A 15,185-nucleotide genomic window follows, 5' to 3' on the forward strand; every position below is an offset into this window, starting at 1 on the left:
AATGAAGGGAGGCTGTCCCCTTGTTCGAGTTAAACAATTTTGACTCAATTCAAATTGGTCTTGCTTCTCCAGAAAAGATTAGGGAATGGTCAAAGGGAGAGGTAAAAAAGCCTGAAACTATTAACTACAGAACATTAAAACCTGAAAAGGATGGTCTTTTCTGTGAAAGGATTTTCGGACCTGTTAAGGACTGGGAATGCCATTGTGGAAAGTATAAAAGGGTAAGATACAAAGGAATTGTTTGCGACAGATGTGGAGTTGAAGTTACTAAATCAAAGGTTAGACGTGAGAGAATGGGGCACATAGAGCTTGCTGCCCCAGTATCCCACATCTGGTATTTTAAAGGGATACCATCAAGAATGGGACTTATACTTGATATGTCCCCAAGATCTTTAGAAAAGGTTCTTTACTTTGCTTCATATATAGTTATCGATCCAGGTGATACTGGTCTTGTAAAAAAGCAACTTCTAACAGAAAAGGAATACAGAGAAGCAATAGAAAAGTATGGTGAAGGTTCCTTTAGAGCTGGAATGGGTGCTGAAGCCATTAAGGAACTTCTCCAGGAGATCGATCTTGATGCTCTTTCAAAGGAACTTAAGGCGGAACTTGAAAATAGCACAGGACAAAAGAAGGTTAGAATAATAAGAAGACTTGAAGTTGTTGAAGCCTTTAGAAAATCAGGTAATAGACCAGAATGGATGATATTAGAAGTTTTACCTGTTATACCACCGGATTTAAGACCTATGGTTCAGCTTGATGGTGGCAGATTTGCAACTTCAGACCTTAACGACCTTTATAGAAGGGTTATAAATAGAAACAATAGATTAAAAAGGCTTTTAGATCTTGGAGCACCAGACATAATAGTTAGAAACGAAAAGAGAATGCTTCAAGAGGCTGTTGATGCACTAATTGACAATGGAAGAAGAGGTAGACCAGTAACAGGTCCTGGAAATAGACCATTAAAATCCCTTTCAGATATGCTAAAGGGTAAACAGGGAAGATTCCGTCAAAACCTTCTTGGAAAGCGTGTTGACTATTCTGGACGTTCTGTTATAGTAGTTGGTCCTGAGCTTAAAATGTTCCAATGTGGTCTTCCAAAGGAAATGGCTCTTGAACTATTCAAGCCATTTGTAATGAAAAGACTCGTAGAAAAAGGAATAGCACATAATATAAAGAATGCTAAAAAAATGGTAGAAAGAGTTAATAACCAGGTTTGGGATATACTTGAGGAAGTTATATTAGACCATCCGGTATTACTAAACCGTGCTCCAACCCTTCACAGACTAGGTATTCAAGCCTTCCAGCCTGTTCTTGTTGAAGGTAGAGCTATAAAGCTTCACCCACTTGTATGTACAGCATACAACGCAGACTTCGACGGTGACCAGATGGCGGTTCACGTTCCACTTTCTGTTGAGGCACAGGCAGAAGCAAGGTTCTTAATGCTTGCAGCCCATAATATATTAAAGCCATCTGATGGAAAGCCTGTTACAGTGCCAACCCAGGACATGGTTTTAGGTTCCTACTATTTAACAATAGAAAAGGAAGGAGAACTTGGAGAAGGAAAATACTTCTCATCACCAGAGGAAGCATTGCTTGCTTACCAGCTAAAGGAAGTTGGATTACATGCAAGGATAAATGTAAGAGTTACTAAGGAAATTAATGGACAAAGAGTTTCAAAGATAGTTCAAACTACACCTGGTAAGATTATATTCAACGAAGCAGTTCCACAGGATCTAGGATTTGTTGACAGAAATGATCCAGATAAGGTATGCGATTATGAAATAGATTTTCTTGTTGATAAGAAGGCGTTAAGTAAGATTGTTGAGAGGGTATATAAAAAGCACGGACCAACAAAGACTGCTATAACTCTTGATAAGATAAAGGCATTAGGATTCCACTTCTCAACAATAGGTGCCATTACGATATCAGTATCAGACATGATTATTCCAGAAGCTAAGGCAAAACTACTTGCTGAAGCTGATGCTGAAGTTGACAACATTCAAAGACTATTCAGAAGAGGATTTATATCAGAAGAGGAAAGATATCAAAAGGTTATCGATACTTGGACAAAGACAACAGAAAATGTAACAAATGCCCTCATGAATAATCTTGATAAATTCAATCCAATATTCATGATGGCAAACTCAGGAGCGAGAGGTCCAAAGAACCAGATAAGACAGCTTTGTGGTATGAGAGGTCTTATGGCTAATCCATCAGGTAAGATTATAGAATTGCCAATTAGATCCTCCTTCCGCGAAGGCCTTAACGTTCTTGAATTCTTCATATCAACCCACGGTGCAAGAAAAGGTCTTGCAGATACAGCGCTAAGAACAGCTGACTCAGGATATTTAACAAGAAGACTTGTTGATGTATCACAGGATACAGTAGTAAGAGAAGAAGATTGTGGAACAACAGAAGGCTTTTATGTAGAAGAAGTAAGGGATGGGAACGAGGTAATCGAAGCTCTTAAGGATAGACTAATAGGTAGATATACAGCAGAAGATATAATTCATCCAGAAACAGGAGAAGTTATCGTAAAGAGGAACGAATATATTACTGATGATATATATTCAAAGATTGAAAAGGCTGGTATAACAAGAGTTAAGATAAGAAGCGTGTTTACATGTAAGACTAGATATGGAGTTTGTGCAAAGTGCTATGGTATGAATATGGCAACTGGTGAAAGAGTAAACATAGGTGAAGCTGTAGGTATTATTGCAGCACAATCCATCGGTGAACCAGGAACTCAGCTTACAATGAGAACCTTCCATACAGGTGGTGTTGCCGGTGCCGACATCACACAAGGTCTTCCAAGAGTTGAAGAGCTCTTTGAAGCAAGAAAACCAAAGGGACTTGCAATTATTAGCGAAAAAGGTGGAGTTGTTAAAGTTACAGAAGATAGAAAGAGAAAGATTGTAACTATAATATCTGATGACGGAGAGGAAAAGGTTTATCCAATTCCTTATGGATCAAGGCTTAAAGTTTATGATGGCCAAAGAATTGAAGCAGGTGAAGTGTTAACAGAAGGTTCTGTAAATCCACATGATCTTCTAAGAATAAAGGGAGAAGATGCTGTAAGATCTTACCTTCTTGCTGAGGTTCAAAAGGTTTACAGATTGCAGGGTGTTGATATAAACGACAAACATCTTGAAATTATAATAAGACAGATGCTAAGAAAGGTTAAGATAGAAGATTCTGGAGATACAGATATGCTTCCAGGAAGCCTTATAGATAAGTTTGAATTTGATGAAGAAAATGAAAAGGCAATCAAGATGGGCTTAAGACCTGCAGTTGGAAGAACAACGCTGCTTGGTATAACAAAGGCAGCCCTTGCAACAGATTCCTTCCTTTCAGCAGCATCCTTCCAAGAAACTACACGAGTTCTTACAGATGCGGCAATCAAGGGTAAGATTGACCCACTTGTTGGATTGAAGGAAAATGTTATAATAGGTAAGTTAATACCTGCAGGAACAGGTATGGTAAGATACAGAAGCATAGAAATTACACCTGAGGAAGATGCTGAATAATTTAAGGGGGCCTACCCCTTAAATAAAATTTCATAGTGTAAAATTATTGTAGGACGAAAAAAGACAAAAATTTAAAAGAGACAACCCCTGTGATAAAATAAAAGTGAAAAAACACACAAACCAATAAGGGGGTGTCTCTTTTGAATAATATTATACAACAACATTTAATAAATTTCACTACTAAATTAATAAAAAATGTTGAAGAAACTATATCAAAAGAATGGGATCTAACAAAACTTGTTGATGTAGTTAAAAAAATGACTGATGAATTAGGAGCAAACATAATAAAGGACTTTTTAGAAGAATTAGATAAAACGATTAAAGAAGATGAAAAAAGGAAAAAGGGATGGGTAGTAGAAAGGAAAGACAAGAAAAAGATTGTAACAATGCTAGGCGAAATAGAATATGCAAGAACGTATTACAAATCTAAGAAGAATGGGGAATATAGATATTTACTTGATGAAATTATAGGGATAAGCAAACATGAGAAGGTAGATAAAGAAGTAAAGATAAAGCTGGTGGAGAACGCAATTAATATGTCCTATGAGGAGAGTAGTAAAATAACATGTCCGGAGAAACTAAGTAGACAGACAGTATTTAATGCAATAAGACAGGTAGGAGAAGTAGAAGTAAAAGGGAAGTAAAAGAAAAGAGGAAAGTAAGGGTGCTATACATAGAAGCAGATGAGGATCATGTGGCATTGCAGGATGGGAAGAAGGAGATGCCAAGGCTTGTATATATACATGAAGGAAGGCAAAGCAAAAATGGGAGAAACGAATTAAAGAATGTATATTACAAAGCATACGTTGGTGTAGAAGCTGAAGAAATATGGATAGATGTAGCGAATTATGTGTATGACAATTATGAAATAGAGAGCATAGAAAAGATATACATAGCAGGAGATGGAGCAAGATGGATAAAGGAAGGAATGGAATGGATTCCGAAAGCGAAATTTGTATTAGATAGATATCATTTGAACAAATACATAATAAGAGGGACAGCAAAGCGAGAAGAATATAGGCAAAAGATATGGGGAGCGATAAATGAAGGGGATAAGAAGGTTTTAAGGGAGATATTTAAGGAGTTAATAAATATAGCAGAAACTAAGACAGAAAAGGAGAGAGCAAAAGAAGCAAGGAGATATATATTAAATAACTGGGAAGGGATAGTAATATATAAAGAGGACGAGGATGTAATAGGATGCAGTGCAGAAGGGCATATAAGCCATGTATTATCAGCGAGATTAAGCAGTAGGCCATTAGGATGGAGTAAAGAGGGATTAAAGATAATGGCAAAGCTAAGGGTATTTAGCAGGAATGGAGGTAATTTAAGGGAAATAAGTATATACAAGGAAGATGTTGAAACATTTAGATTAAATAAAAAGAAGATAAAAGAAACAATTAAAAGAATAAATAATTCTTCACGAGAAGGAATAAATAATATAACAATATTAAACATTGGAAAAGTAACACCGATGTATAAGATATTAAAATCAATTAAATATGAAAATATAATTTAAAGTTTAAAAGTTTACGAAAGTCTTGATTTTAAACATTTTAGGGGGTTGTCTATAAAAAATTAACCTACAATATCTTGACACTATCTAAAATTTTACTGGTATTGACAATGATATATTAAAATGTTAAAATTGATTTTGTGTGTTTTATGATTTCCTCAATGAAGGTGAAAGTAGAACTTTCACAAGGAGGGGATTAGCATGATTGCAAAACTTACAGGCAAAAAGTTGTTGGCGCAAAGCAAACTGAAAAGGCAATAAAAAGCGGCCAAGCAAAGATTGTTTACATCGCTGAGGATGCAGAAGCAAAGGTCACAGCACCTATATTAGAGCTTTGTAAACAAAACAACGTTGAGGTCGTTTTTGTTGAGACGATGAAAAAATTGGGAATGCTTTGCGGCATTGATGTAGGAGCAGCTACAGCATGTATTTTAAGTGAGTAATAAAGCATTATTTGCTTTATTATAGATGTGTCATTTTGGAAGGAGGTGCGCACAAATGCCAACAATGAACCAGCTTGTTAGAAAGGGTAGAGAAAAGGTTCAATACAAGTCAAAGTCACCAGCATTAAAGGGATGTCCACAAAAAGAGGAGTTTGCACAGTTGTTAAGACTATGACTCCTAAGAAGCCAAACTCAGCGTTAAGAAAGATCGCAAGAGTAAGGCTAACAAATGGAATTGAAGTAACAGCTTACATCCCAGGTGAAGGCCACAACCTACAAGAACACAGTGTTGTTCTTATAAGAGGTGGAAGAGTTAAGGACCTCCCAGGTGTTAGATATCACATCATAAGAGGTGCCCTTGACGCTGCTGGTGTTGCTAACAGAAAGCAACAAAGATCAAAATACGGTACTAAGAGACCAAAGAAGTAATGTTTTAATGGTGCTGTGTGCAATATAAACTCCTTCGGGTTTAAATAGATTGCATGGAGCACTTTACGGCAAATGCCGAGTACCGATGAACTTAAATTTAATGTTAAGGAGGGAAGGAAAGTGCCAAGAAAGGGTTATGTTCCAAAGAGAGATGTTCTTCCTGATCCAATATACAATAGCAAGGTTGTAACAAAGCTTATAAACAAAGTAATGTGGGACGGGAAGAAAGGTGTTGCACAAAAGGTTGTTTATGGTGCATTCGATATAATTAGAGAAAAACTGGAAAGGACCCACTTGAAGTTTTTGAAGCTGCAATGAACAATGTAATGCCAGTTCTTGAAGTTAAGGCGAGAAGAATTGGTGGGGCAACATACCAAGTTCCAGTTGAAGTTAGACCAGACAGAAGACAAACTCTCGGTATCAGATGGATCGTTGAAGCAGCAAGAAATAGAGGAGACAGATACATGAGAGTTAAGCTTGCAAACGAAATATTAGATGCAGCTAACAATACAGGTGCAGCAGTTAAGAAGAAAGAAGATACTCATAAGATGGCTGAAGCTAACAGAGCATTCGCTCATTATAGATGGTAATTTATACTCCCTAAATGTGCATAACATTTAGGGGTATAGTATTAATTAACATTTAAGTAAAATTTATGTTAAATTAGAGAAATGTTTGCAGAAAGAAAGGAGGAATATTTGTGCCAAGAACGTTCCCTTTAGAGAAGGTAAGAAACATAGGTATAATGGCACATATCGACGCCGGTAAAACAACTACAACAGAGCGTATTTTGTTCTACACTGGTAGAACACATAAACTTGGCGAAGTTCATGAAGGCGCTGCTACTATGGACTGGATGGTTCAAGAGCAAGAAAGAGGTATCACAATAACGTCAGCAGCGACAACATGCCAATGGAAGGGCCACGTAATAAACATAATTGACACACCAGGTCACGTAGACTTTACAGTAGAAGTTGAAAGATCATTAAGAGTTCTTGACGGTGCTGTTGCGGTATTCTGTGCAAAGGGTGGTGTTGAACCACAGTCTGAAACTGTTTGGAGACAGGCAGATAAATACGGAGTGCCAAGAATAGCATATGTTAACAAGATGGATATAATGGGAGCTGACTTTTTCAATGTTATTCAAATGATGAAGGACAGATTAGGAACAAAGCCAGTTGCCATTCAGCTTCCAATAGGAAAAGAGGATACATTCAAGGGTGTTATTGACCTTATAAAGAATGAAGCAATAATCTATGTAGATGACCTTGGAACACAAGCTGAAGAAACTGAAGTTCCAGAAGATATGAAGGATATCGTTGAAGAATACAGAACACATCTTATTGAAGCAGTTGCTGAAACTGATGAAGAACTAATGATGAAGTATCTTGAAGGAGAAGAGTTCACTGAAGAAGAAATAAAAGCTGCTTTAAGAAAGGCAACAATAAGTGGAGAACTTGTTCCTGTAGTTTGCGGTTCTTCATACAAGAACAAAGGTGTTCAGTTACTTCTTGATGCGGTTGTTGAATATCTTCCATCACCTGTTGACATTCCATCAGTTAAGGGTATAAATCCAGATTCAGGTGAAGAAGATGAAAGACATGCAAGCGATGATGAGCCACTTTCAGCTCTTGCATTCAAGATAATGGCTGACCCATTTGTTGGAAAGCTTGCCTTCGTTAGAGTATACTCAGGTGTTCTTACAGCAGGAACATATGTATTAAATTCAACAAAGGGTAAGAAGGAAAGAATAGGAAGACTTGTTAAGATGCATGCTAACCACAGAGAAGATGTTGAAGAAATCAGAGCAGGAGACATTGGGGCATGCGTTGGTCTTAAGGAAGTAATAACTGGGGATACACTCTGCGATCCAGATAAGCCAATTATCCTTGAAAAGATGGAATTCCCAGAACCAGTTATCCATGTTGCCATAGAACCAAAGACAAAGGCTGGCCAAGAAAAGATGGCACTTGCATTACAAAAACTTTCAGAAGAAGACCCATCCTTCAAAACATATACTGATCAAGAAACAGGGCAGACAATCATTGCAGGTATGGGTGAATTGCACCTTGAAATTATCGTAGACAGACTCCAAAGAGAATTCAAGGTAGAATGCAACGTTGGTAAGCCACAAGTTGCTTACAAAGAAACTGTTAGAAAAGCTGTTAAGGCTGAAGGTAAGTTCGTAAGACAATCAGGTGGTAGAGGACAATACGGCCACTGCTGGATTGAACTTATTCCACAAGAAAGAGGAAAGGGATACGAATTTGTTAACAACATTGTTGGTGGTGTAATACCAAAAGAATATATACCAGCAATCGACAATGGTATCCAAGAAGCTATGCTATCAGGTGTAGTTGCAGGATATCCAGTAATGGATGTTAAGGTAATCCTATTTGACGGTTCATACCACGAAGTTGACTCCTCAGAAATGGCCTTCAAGATTGCAGGTTCTATGGCCTTCAAGAATGCAATGCAAAAGGCGGACCCAGTTCTTCTTGAACCAATAATGAAGGTTGAAGTTGTTGTTCCAGAAGAATACATGGGAGACGTTATAGGGGACATCAACTCAAGAAGAGGAAGAATCGAAGGTATGGAACCAAGAGGTGGAGCTCAAGTTATAAGAGCATACGTTCCACTTGCTGAAATGTTCGGTTATGCAACTACATTAAGATCAAGAACACAAGGTAGAGGAACTTACGTAATGCAATTTGACCATTATGAAGAAGTTCCAGCAAGCATCCAAGCTCAAATTGTTGGGGCTAAAGCAAAGAATGAATAAGGAGGTAATCTAAATGGCAAAGGCGCATTTTGAGAGAACCAAGCCACACGTAAACATAGGGACAATAGGACACGTTGACCATGGTAAGACAACATTAACAGCAGCGATAACATTTGTATTATCAAAGTATGGAAGAGCACAAGCAACAAGATACGACGAAATAGATAAGGCACCAGAAGAAAAGGAAAGAGGAATAACAATCAACACAGCACACGTTGAATACGAAACAGAAACAAGACACTATGCACACGTTGACTGTCCAGGTCACGCTGACTACGTAAAGAACATGATTACAGGTGCAGCGCAAATGGACGGAGCGATCTTAGTTGTAAGTGCAGCAGACGGTCCAATGCCACAGACAAGAGAACACATACTACTTGCGAGACAGGTAGGCGTTCCATACATTGTAGTATTCCTAAACAAGGCAGACATGGTAGACGACCCAGAACTTATCGACCTTGTTGAAATGGAAATTAGAGACCTATTAAATCAATACGAATTCCCAGGAGACGACACACCAATCGTAGTAGGATCAGCATTAAAGGCACTTGAATGCGGATGCGGAAGCAGAGACTGCGAATGGTGCGGAAAGATACTTAAGCTAATGGATACAGTAGACAGCTACATTCCAACACCACAAAGAGATAAGGATAAGCCATTCTTAATGCCAGTAGAAGACGTATTTACAATCACAGGAAGAGGAACAGTTGCGACAGGAAGAGTAGAAAGAGGAGTATTGAAGGTAGGAGACGAAGTAGAAATCGTAGGATTAACAGATGAAAAGAAGAAGACAGTAGTAACAGGGGTAGAAATGTTCAGAAAGGTTCTTGACATGGCAGAAGCAGGAGACAACATAGGAGCGCTATTAAGAGGAGTAAACAGAGACGAAATAGAAAGAGGTCAAGTTCTTGCGAAGCCAGGTTCAGTAAACCCACACAAGAAGTTTGAAGGTCAAGTATACGTATTAAAGAAGGAAGAAGGAGGAAGACATACTCCATTCTTCAACGGATACAGACCACAATTCTACTTCAGAACAACAGACGTAACAGGAACAATCAAGTTACCAGAAGGAGTAGAAATGTGCATGCCAGGCGACCACATCAACATGGAAGTTGAACTTATAACACCAATCGCGATGGAAGAAGGATTAAGATTCGCCATCAGAGAAGGTGGAAGAACAGTAGGCGCTGGCGTTGTTGCTAAGATTTTTGAATAATTTATATGAGGTTATCCGCTTGGATAACCTCATAATATATCTTTATAAAAATTTTTAGGGGCTACCCCTAATTTTTATGGATTTTTTAAATAAAAAATATCTATAAAGGTCTTGTCAATTTTAAAATAATATTGTAAAATATAAGAGTTGTAATACGAAAATATGCGATGAAGCAAGAGGTTGCCGGACTTCGGGGAATTCTTGCTGAGTATGTCTGATCAAAGAATCGGGCGACAAAGGTAGTTAAGTGTGGACAAAACAATGATACACCCGGATGTGTGTGTTAAGCTACCGTTGTCGTGCGTGAAAAAACAAAGCGTGCGATGAAAAGGAGGGTAAGAAAATGGCAAAACAAAAATCAGAATTAAGCTTAAGGCTTTCGATCATAATCTACTAGATTCATCAGCTCAAAAGATAGTAGAAACAGCAAAGAAAACTGGAGCTTCAGTATCAGGACCAGTTCCACTTCCAACTGAAAAGGATGTTATCACAATATTAAGAGCGGTTCATAAGTATAAGGACTCAAGAGAACAGTTCGAAATAAGAACTCACAAGAGACTTATCGACATATTGAACCCAACTCAAAAACTGTTGATGCTCTTATGAGATTGGATTTACCAGCTGGTGTTGATATTGAAATTAAGCTCTAATATTATGAATGCTTTAAGCATTCCGCTAATATTTAAGGAGGTGCCAAGATGAAAAAAGCAATATTAGGAAGAAAATTAGGAATGACACAAATATTCACAGAAGATGGTAAGGTCGTTCCAGTAACAGTAATTCAGGCAGGTCCATGTGTTGTAGTTCAAAAGAAGACAGTTGAAACAGATGGATACAATGCTATTCAAGTTGGTTTTGAAGATATAAGAGAAAAGCTTGTAAATAAGCCAGAAAAGGACACTTTGCTAAGGCAAATATAGCTCCAAAGAGATTCTTAAAAGAATTAAGACTTGAAGATGTTAGTGCTTATGAAGTAGGAAGCGAAATCAAGGTTGATATATTTGATGAGGGAGAAAAGGTTGACGTAACTGGAACTTCAAAGGGAAAAGGATTCCAAGGCGTTATAAAGAGATGGAATGCAAACAGAGGACCAATGTCCCACGGTTCAAAGTATCATAGAAGGGTTGGTTCAATGGGTGCTTCATCATTCCCATCAAGAACCTTCAAGGGTAAGAAGATGCCAGGACATATGGGAGCAGAAAAGTCAACAATATTAAATCTTGAAGTTGTAAAGGTTGACCCAGAAAAGAATGTAATCCTTGTAAAGGGTGCTGTTCCAGGTCCAAAGAAGGGTCTTGTAATAATTAGAGATTCTGTTAAGGCAGTTAAGAAGGCATAACACAGAGGAAAGGAGGATGTAGGATGCCTAAGGTAGATTTATTTAATATGAATGCTGAAAAAGTTGGTGAAATTGAGCTTTCTGATGCAGTTTTTGGCGCTCCAATAAACAAAGAGGCAATGCATCAGGTAGTTGTAAATATCCTTGCAAATAGAAGACAAGGAACTCAATCAGCATTAACAAGAGCAGAAGTTTCTGGTGGTGGAAAGAAGCCATGGAGACAAAAGGGAACAGGTAGAGCAAGACATGGTTCTATCAGATCACCACAATGGAGACACGGTGGTATTGTATTTGCACCAAAGCCAAGAGATTACAGCTATACATTACCAAAGAAGCTTAAGAGGGTTGCATTAAAGTCAGCGCTTTCTTCAAAGGTTGCTGAAAATCAAATTATTGTTCTTGATAAATTAACATTAGATGCTCCAAAAACTAAGACAATAGCTGAAATGTTAAAGAAGTTTAATGCCAACAAGACATTAATAGTTGTTAAGGAATCAGATGAAGTTATCTACAAGTCAGTTAGAAACATTGAAAATGCACATGTTATTCCTGTTAACAACTTAAACGTTTATGATATATTAAAGTATGACAAGTTTATAGTTACTCAGGATGCTGCAAGATTGATTGAGGAGGTGTATGCATAATGAAGCTTACAAATTATGATATTATCATAAGACCAATAATAACTGAAAAATCAATGAATCAAATGGCTTTAAGACAATACACTTTCCTCGTGCATCCTGATGCAAATAAGTCAATGATAAAGGATGCTATTGAACAAATTTTTGGTGTTAAGGTTGAATCAGTTAAGACAATTAACTACCAAGGAAAGAAAAAGAGAGTAGGATTTAATTTTGGAAAGAGACCAGATTACAAGAAGGCAATTGTTAAGCTTACAGCAGACAGCAAAGGAATTGAATTCTTTGAAGGATTTGGTGCCTAATAAGATATAAAATAAAGCGTTATTGGCTATGGGCCAGATAAGCGAGACGAAGGAGGGAAAGAAATGGGAATCAAAGTATATAAACCAACTTCTCCAGGTAGAAGAAATATGTCAGTTCTTGACTATTCAGAGATAACTAAAAAGGAACCTGAGAAGTCATTGGTTATAACTTTAAAGAAGAATTCAGGAAGAAATAACCAAGGTAGAATTACTGTTCGTCATAGAGGTGGCGGATATAAGATAAAATACAGAATCATCGACTTTAAGAGAAATAAGGACAATATCCCAGCTAAAGTTACTGCAATAGAATACGATCCAAACAGATCAGCATTCATCGCACTTTTAGCTTATGCAGATGGAGAAAAGAGATACATCATCGCTCCAAACGAATTAAAGGTTGGAGACATTGTAATGTCTGGTGAAAATGTTGATATTAAAGTAGGTAATGCACTACCATTAAGAAATATACCAGTTGGTATTTCATTCATAATATTGAATTATATCCTGGAAAAGGTGGTCAGCTTGTTAGAGCAGCTGGTGGAACAGCACAGCTTCTTGCAAAAGAAGGAGATTACGCTCATGTAAGACTACCATCCGGAGAAATAAGACTTATAAGACTTGATTGTAGGGCTACAGTTGGTATCGTTGGTAACTTAAGTCATGAACTTGTTAGAATTGGTAAAGCAGGAAGAAAGAGACATATGGGTATAAGACCAACTGTAAGAGGTTCTGCAATGAACCCAGTTGACCATCCACACGTGGTGGTGAAGGTAAGGCTCCAATCGGTCATCCAGGACCACTTACACCATGGGGTAAACCAACTCTTGGATACAAGACAAGAAAGAATAAGAAATACTCAGATAAATTCATCGTTAAGAAAAGAAAGTAATTTAAGGGAGCAGAAATATAAGGCGTGCCTTATATGCTCTGCTTCCTAAATAACCTAGAAGGGAGGAAACAAAGTTGGGTAGATCATTAAAAAAGGGACCTTTCTGTGATGATCATTTGTTAAAGAAAATTGTTGAAATGAATAAAGCAGGTGAAAAGAAGGTTATAAAGACTTGGTCAAGAAGATCAACTATACTTCCACAAATGATAGGACATACAATTGCAGTTTATGACGGAAGAAAGCATGTTCCTGTTTATATAACAGAAGATATGATTGGACATAAGTTAGGTGAATTTGCACCAACAAGAACATTTAAAGGACATGACGATACAGAAAAGTCATCAAAGGTTAAGAAGTAATGAAGGGAGGGTGCTTCGATGGAGGCAAAAGTAGCTAAAGCCCATGCAAGATATGTTAGAATATCACCAAGAAAAGTTCAAGTTGTTATAGATCTTATAAGAGGTAAGAACGTTGGTGAAGCTTTATCAATCTTAAAGCTTACTCCAAGAGCAGCAGCTCCAATAGTTGAGAAGGTTTTAAAATCAGCTATTGCAAATGCTGAAAACAATCACAACATGGATGTATCAAAGCTTTATATCGCAGAAATTTATGCAAATCAAGGACCAACACTAAAGAGATATCAACCACATGCACAAGGTAGAGCATTTGAAATAAAGAAAAGAACAAGCCACATAACAGTGGTATTAAAGGAAAGAGCATAACCGGAAGGAGGGTCATCGCGTGGGTCAAAAAGTAAATCCACATGGATTAAGAGTAGGTATAATTAAGGATTGGGATGCTAAATGGTATGCCGATGATAAGCATTTTGCTGATCTTCTAATTGAAGACAACAAAATAAGAAAGTTTATAAAGAATAAATACTATCAAGCAGGCATTTCAAGAGTAGTGATTGAAAGAACTGCTAATAAAGTAAGAATCAACATTCACACTGCAAAGCCAGGTATAGTTATTGGTAAAGGTGGCCAAGGTGTTGAAGAATTAAAGGCACAAATCGAAAAGATGACAGGAAAGAACATCCTTATAAACATAGTTGAAATTAAGAATCCAGAAATAGATGCACAGCTTGTTGCTGAAAACATAGCAGCACAAATCGAAAAGAGAGTTTCCTTTAGAAAGGCAATGAAGCAAGCTATATCAAGAGCTATGAGATTTGGAATAAAGGGTATCAAGACTGCAGTTTCAGGAAGACTTGGCGGTGCTGAAATGGCAAGAACAGAAGGATACCATGAAGGAACTATTCCACTTCAAACATTAAGAGCTGATATAGATTACGGATTTGCTGAAGCTCATACAACTTATGGCAAGATAGGTGTTAAAGTTTGGATATATAAGGGAGAAGTTCTTGGAAAGAGAAGACCACAGGTAACTGAGACAACAGAGGCTGCTAACGAATAATGGAATTGGGAAGGAGGAATTGGACATGTTAATGCCAAAAAGAGTTAAGCATCGTAAGGTTCAACGTGGAAGAATGAAGGGTAAGGCAACAAGAGGTAACACTCTTGCTTACGGCGATTACGGTTTGGTTGCAACTGAACCAGGCTGGGTAACAAGCAACCAAATAGAAGCAGCAAGAATTGCAATCAATAGATATATAAAAAGAGGCGGAAAGCTCTGGATAAAGATATTCCCAGATAAGCCAGTTACAAAGAAACCTGCTGAAACACGTATGGGTTCAGGTAAAGGTTCACCAGAATACTGGGTAGCAGTTGTTAAGCCAGGAAGAATCATGTTTGAGTTAAGCGGAGTTAATGAAGAAGTAGCAAGAGAAGCGATGAGACTTGCATCACATAAACTTCCTGTTAAATCAAAGTTTGTAACAAAAAGTGACTTTGAGATGGGTGGTGAAGTAAATGAAGGCTAATGAATTAAAGGCAATGAGAGAAGCAACAGCTGAAGAAATTCAAAAGAGAATAATAGAGCTAAAGGCAGAACTTTTTAATTTGAGATTTCAACATGCTACTGGTCAACTTGAAAACCCAATGAGAATTAGGGAAGTTAAGAAATCAATTGCACAACTTAAGACAATAATGAGAGAGAAAGAACTTAAGGCTATGGGCAGATAATGAAGGGAGGTATAGCC

General features: G+C 37.5%; 11 protein-coding genes and 6 pseudogenes. All 17 read left to right on the plus strand.

Translation table 11 applies throughout. The features are described 5' to 3' along the window. The first annotated feature begins 20 nt into the window (after positions 1 to 20). The 17 genes and pseudogenes from rpoC to rpmC all read left to right on the plus strand — a co-directional run bounded on the left by rpoC (position 21) and on the right by rpmC (position 15,168). Complete coding sequence (gene rpoC, locus PWK10_RS01175) at positions 21 to 3,527, plus strand: DNA-directed RNA polymerase subunit beta' (RefSeq protein WP_274767131.1); 3,507 nt, start codon at positions 21 to 23, stop codon at positions 3,525 to 3,527. Positions 3,528 to 3,658: 131 nt separating this feature from the next. Then, positions 3,659 to 5,046, plus strand: a pseudogene (locus PWK10_RS01180) (ISLre2 family transposase). A gap of 275 nt (positions 5,047 to 5,321) precedes the next feature. Next, complete coding sequence (locus tag PWK10_RS01185; protein ID WP_342455674.1) at positions 5,322 to 5,486, plus strand: ribosomal L7Ae/L30e/S12e/Gadd45 family protein; 165 nt, start codon at positions 5,322 to 5,324, stop codon at positions 5,484 to 5,486. Positions 5,487 to 5,541: 55 nt separating this feature from the next. Continuing rightward, positions 5,542 to 5,915, plus strand: a pseudogene (gene rpsL / locus PWK10_RS01190) (30S ribosomal protein S12). Positions 5,916 to 6,035: 120 nt separating this feature from the next. Further along, a pseudogene (rpsG, locus tag PWK10_RS01195) lies at positions 6,036 to 6,505 on the plus strand (30S ribosomal protein S7). Between the two features lie 110 nt (positions 6,506 to 6,615). After that, positions 6,616 to 8,697 carry an elongation factor G gene (gene fusA, locus PWK10_RS01200; RefSeq protein WP_274767132.1) on the plus strand — a complete coding sequence of 694 codons (2,082 nt, stop codon included), beginning with the start codon at positions 6,616 to 6,618 and terminating at the stop codon, positions 8,695 to 8,697. A gap of 13 nt (positions 8,698 to 8,710) precedes the next feature. After that, on the plus strand, positions 8,711 to 9,913 hold the full coding sequence (gene tuf, locus PWK10_RS01205) for an elongation factor Tu (protein ID WP_274767125.1): 1,203 nt from the start codon (positions 8,711 to 8,713) through the stop codon (positions 9,911 to 9,913). A 357-nt stretch (positions 9,914 to 10,270) separates the two neighbouring features. Next, positions 10,271 to 10,563, plus strand: a pseudogene (gene rpsJ, locus PWK10_RS01210) (30S ribosomal protein S10). 48 nt (positions 10,564 to 10,611) lie between these two features. Then, positions 10,612 to 11,252: pseudogene (rplC, locus tag PWK10_RS01215) on the plus strand (50S ribosomal protein L3). Positions 11,253 to 11,275: 23 nt separating this feature from the next. After that, positions 11,276 to 11,896 (plus strand): 50S ribosomal protein L4, encoded by a 621-nt coding sequence (gene rplD, locus PWK10_RS01220; protein WP_008908580.1) that lies wholly within the window; start codon positions 11,276 to 11,278, stop codon positions 11,894 to 11,896. After that, entirely contained in the window at positions 11,896 to 12,195 is a 300-nt protein-coding gene (gene rplW / locus PWK10_RS01225; RefSeq protein WP_008908579.1) for a 50S ribosomal protein L23, read from the plus strand. Before rplD ends, rplW begins: the two co-directional genes overlap by 1 nt. Before the next feature lie 63 nt (positions 12,196 to 12,258). Further along, positions 12,259 to 13,084, plus strand: a pseudogene (gene rplB / locus PWK10_RS01230) (50S ribosomal protein L2). A 74-nt stretch (positions 13,085 to 13,158) separates the two neighbouring features. After that, positions 13,159 to 13,443 (plus strand): 30S ribosomal protein S19, encoded by a 285-nt coding sequence (gene rpsS / locus PWK10_RS01235; protein WP_008908577.1) that lies wholly within the window; start codon positions 13,159 to 13,161, stop codon positions 13,441 to 13,443. A gap of 18 nt (positions 13,444 to 13,461) precedes the next feature. Further along, positions 13,462 to 13,806 (plus strand): 50S ribosomal protein L22, encoded by a 345-nt coding sequence (gene rplV / locus PWK10_RS01240; RefSeq protein ID WP_008908576.1) that lies wholly within the window; start codon positions 13,462 to 13,464, stop codon positions 13,804 to 13,806. A 19-nt stretch (positions 13,807 to 13,825) separates the two neighbouring features. Further along, on the plus strand, positions 13,826 to 14,500 hold the full coding sequence (rpsC, locus tag PWK10_RS01245) for a 30S ribosomal protein S3 (RefSeq protein WP_008908575.1): 675 nt from the start codon (positions 13,826 to 13,828) through the stop codon (positions 14,498 to 14,500). A gap of 25 nt (positions 14,501 to 14,525) precedes the next feature. Then, positions 14,526 to 14,966 (plus strand): 50S ribosomal protein L16, encoded by a 441-nt coding sequence (gene rplP / locus PWK10_RS01250; RefSeq protein WP_008908574.1) that lies wholly within the window; start codon positions 14,526 to 14,528, stop codon positions 14,964 to 14,966. After that, positions 14,956 to 15,168, plus strand: a complete 213-nt coding sequence (rpmC, locus tag PWK10_RS01255) for a 50S ribosomal protein L29 (protein WP_008908573.1) — start codon at positions 14,956 to 14,958, stop codon at positions 15,166 to 15,168. The genes rplP and rpmC overlap by 11 nt, the downstream gene beginning before the upstream one ends. The last annotated feature ends 17 nt before the right edge of the window (positions 15,169 to 15,185 follow it).

It is taken from the genome of Caloramator sp. Dgby_cultured_2, assembly GCF_028872215.1.
Taxonomy (GTDB): domain Bacteria; phylum Bacillota; class Clostridia; order Clostridiales; family Caloramatoraceae; genus Caloramator; species Caloramator australicus.

What these genes read in the sequence shown, in the direction of transcription:
- tuf (WP_274767125.1), top strand. Translation starts at nt 8,711, where the DNA reads ATGGCAAAGGCGCATTTTGAGAGAACCAAGCCACACGTAAACATAGGG.
- rplD (WP_008908580.1), top strand. Translation starts at nt 11,276, where the DNA reads ATGCCTAAGGTAGATTTATTTAATATGAATGCTGAAAAAGTTGGTGAA.
- rplW (WP_008908579.1), top strand. Translation starts at nt 11,896, where the DNA reads ATGAAGCTTACAAATTATGATATTATCATAAGACCAATAATAACTGAA.
- rplV (WP_008908576.1), top strand. Translation starts at nt 13,462, where the DNA reads ATGGAGGCAAAAGTAGCTAAAGCCCATGCAAGATATGTTAGAATATCA.
- rplP (WP_008908574.1), top strand. Translation starts at nt 14,526, where the DNA reads ATGTTAATGCCAAAAAGAGTTAAGCATCGTAAGGTTCAACGTGGAAGA.
- rpmC (WP_008908573.1), top strand. Translation starts at nt 14,956, where the DNA reads ATGAAGGCTAATGAATTAAAGGCAATGAGAGAAGCAACAGCTGAAGAA.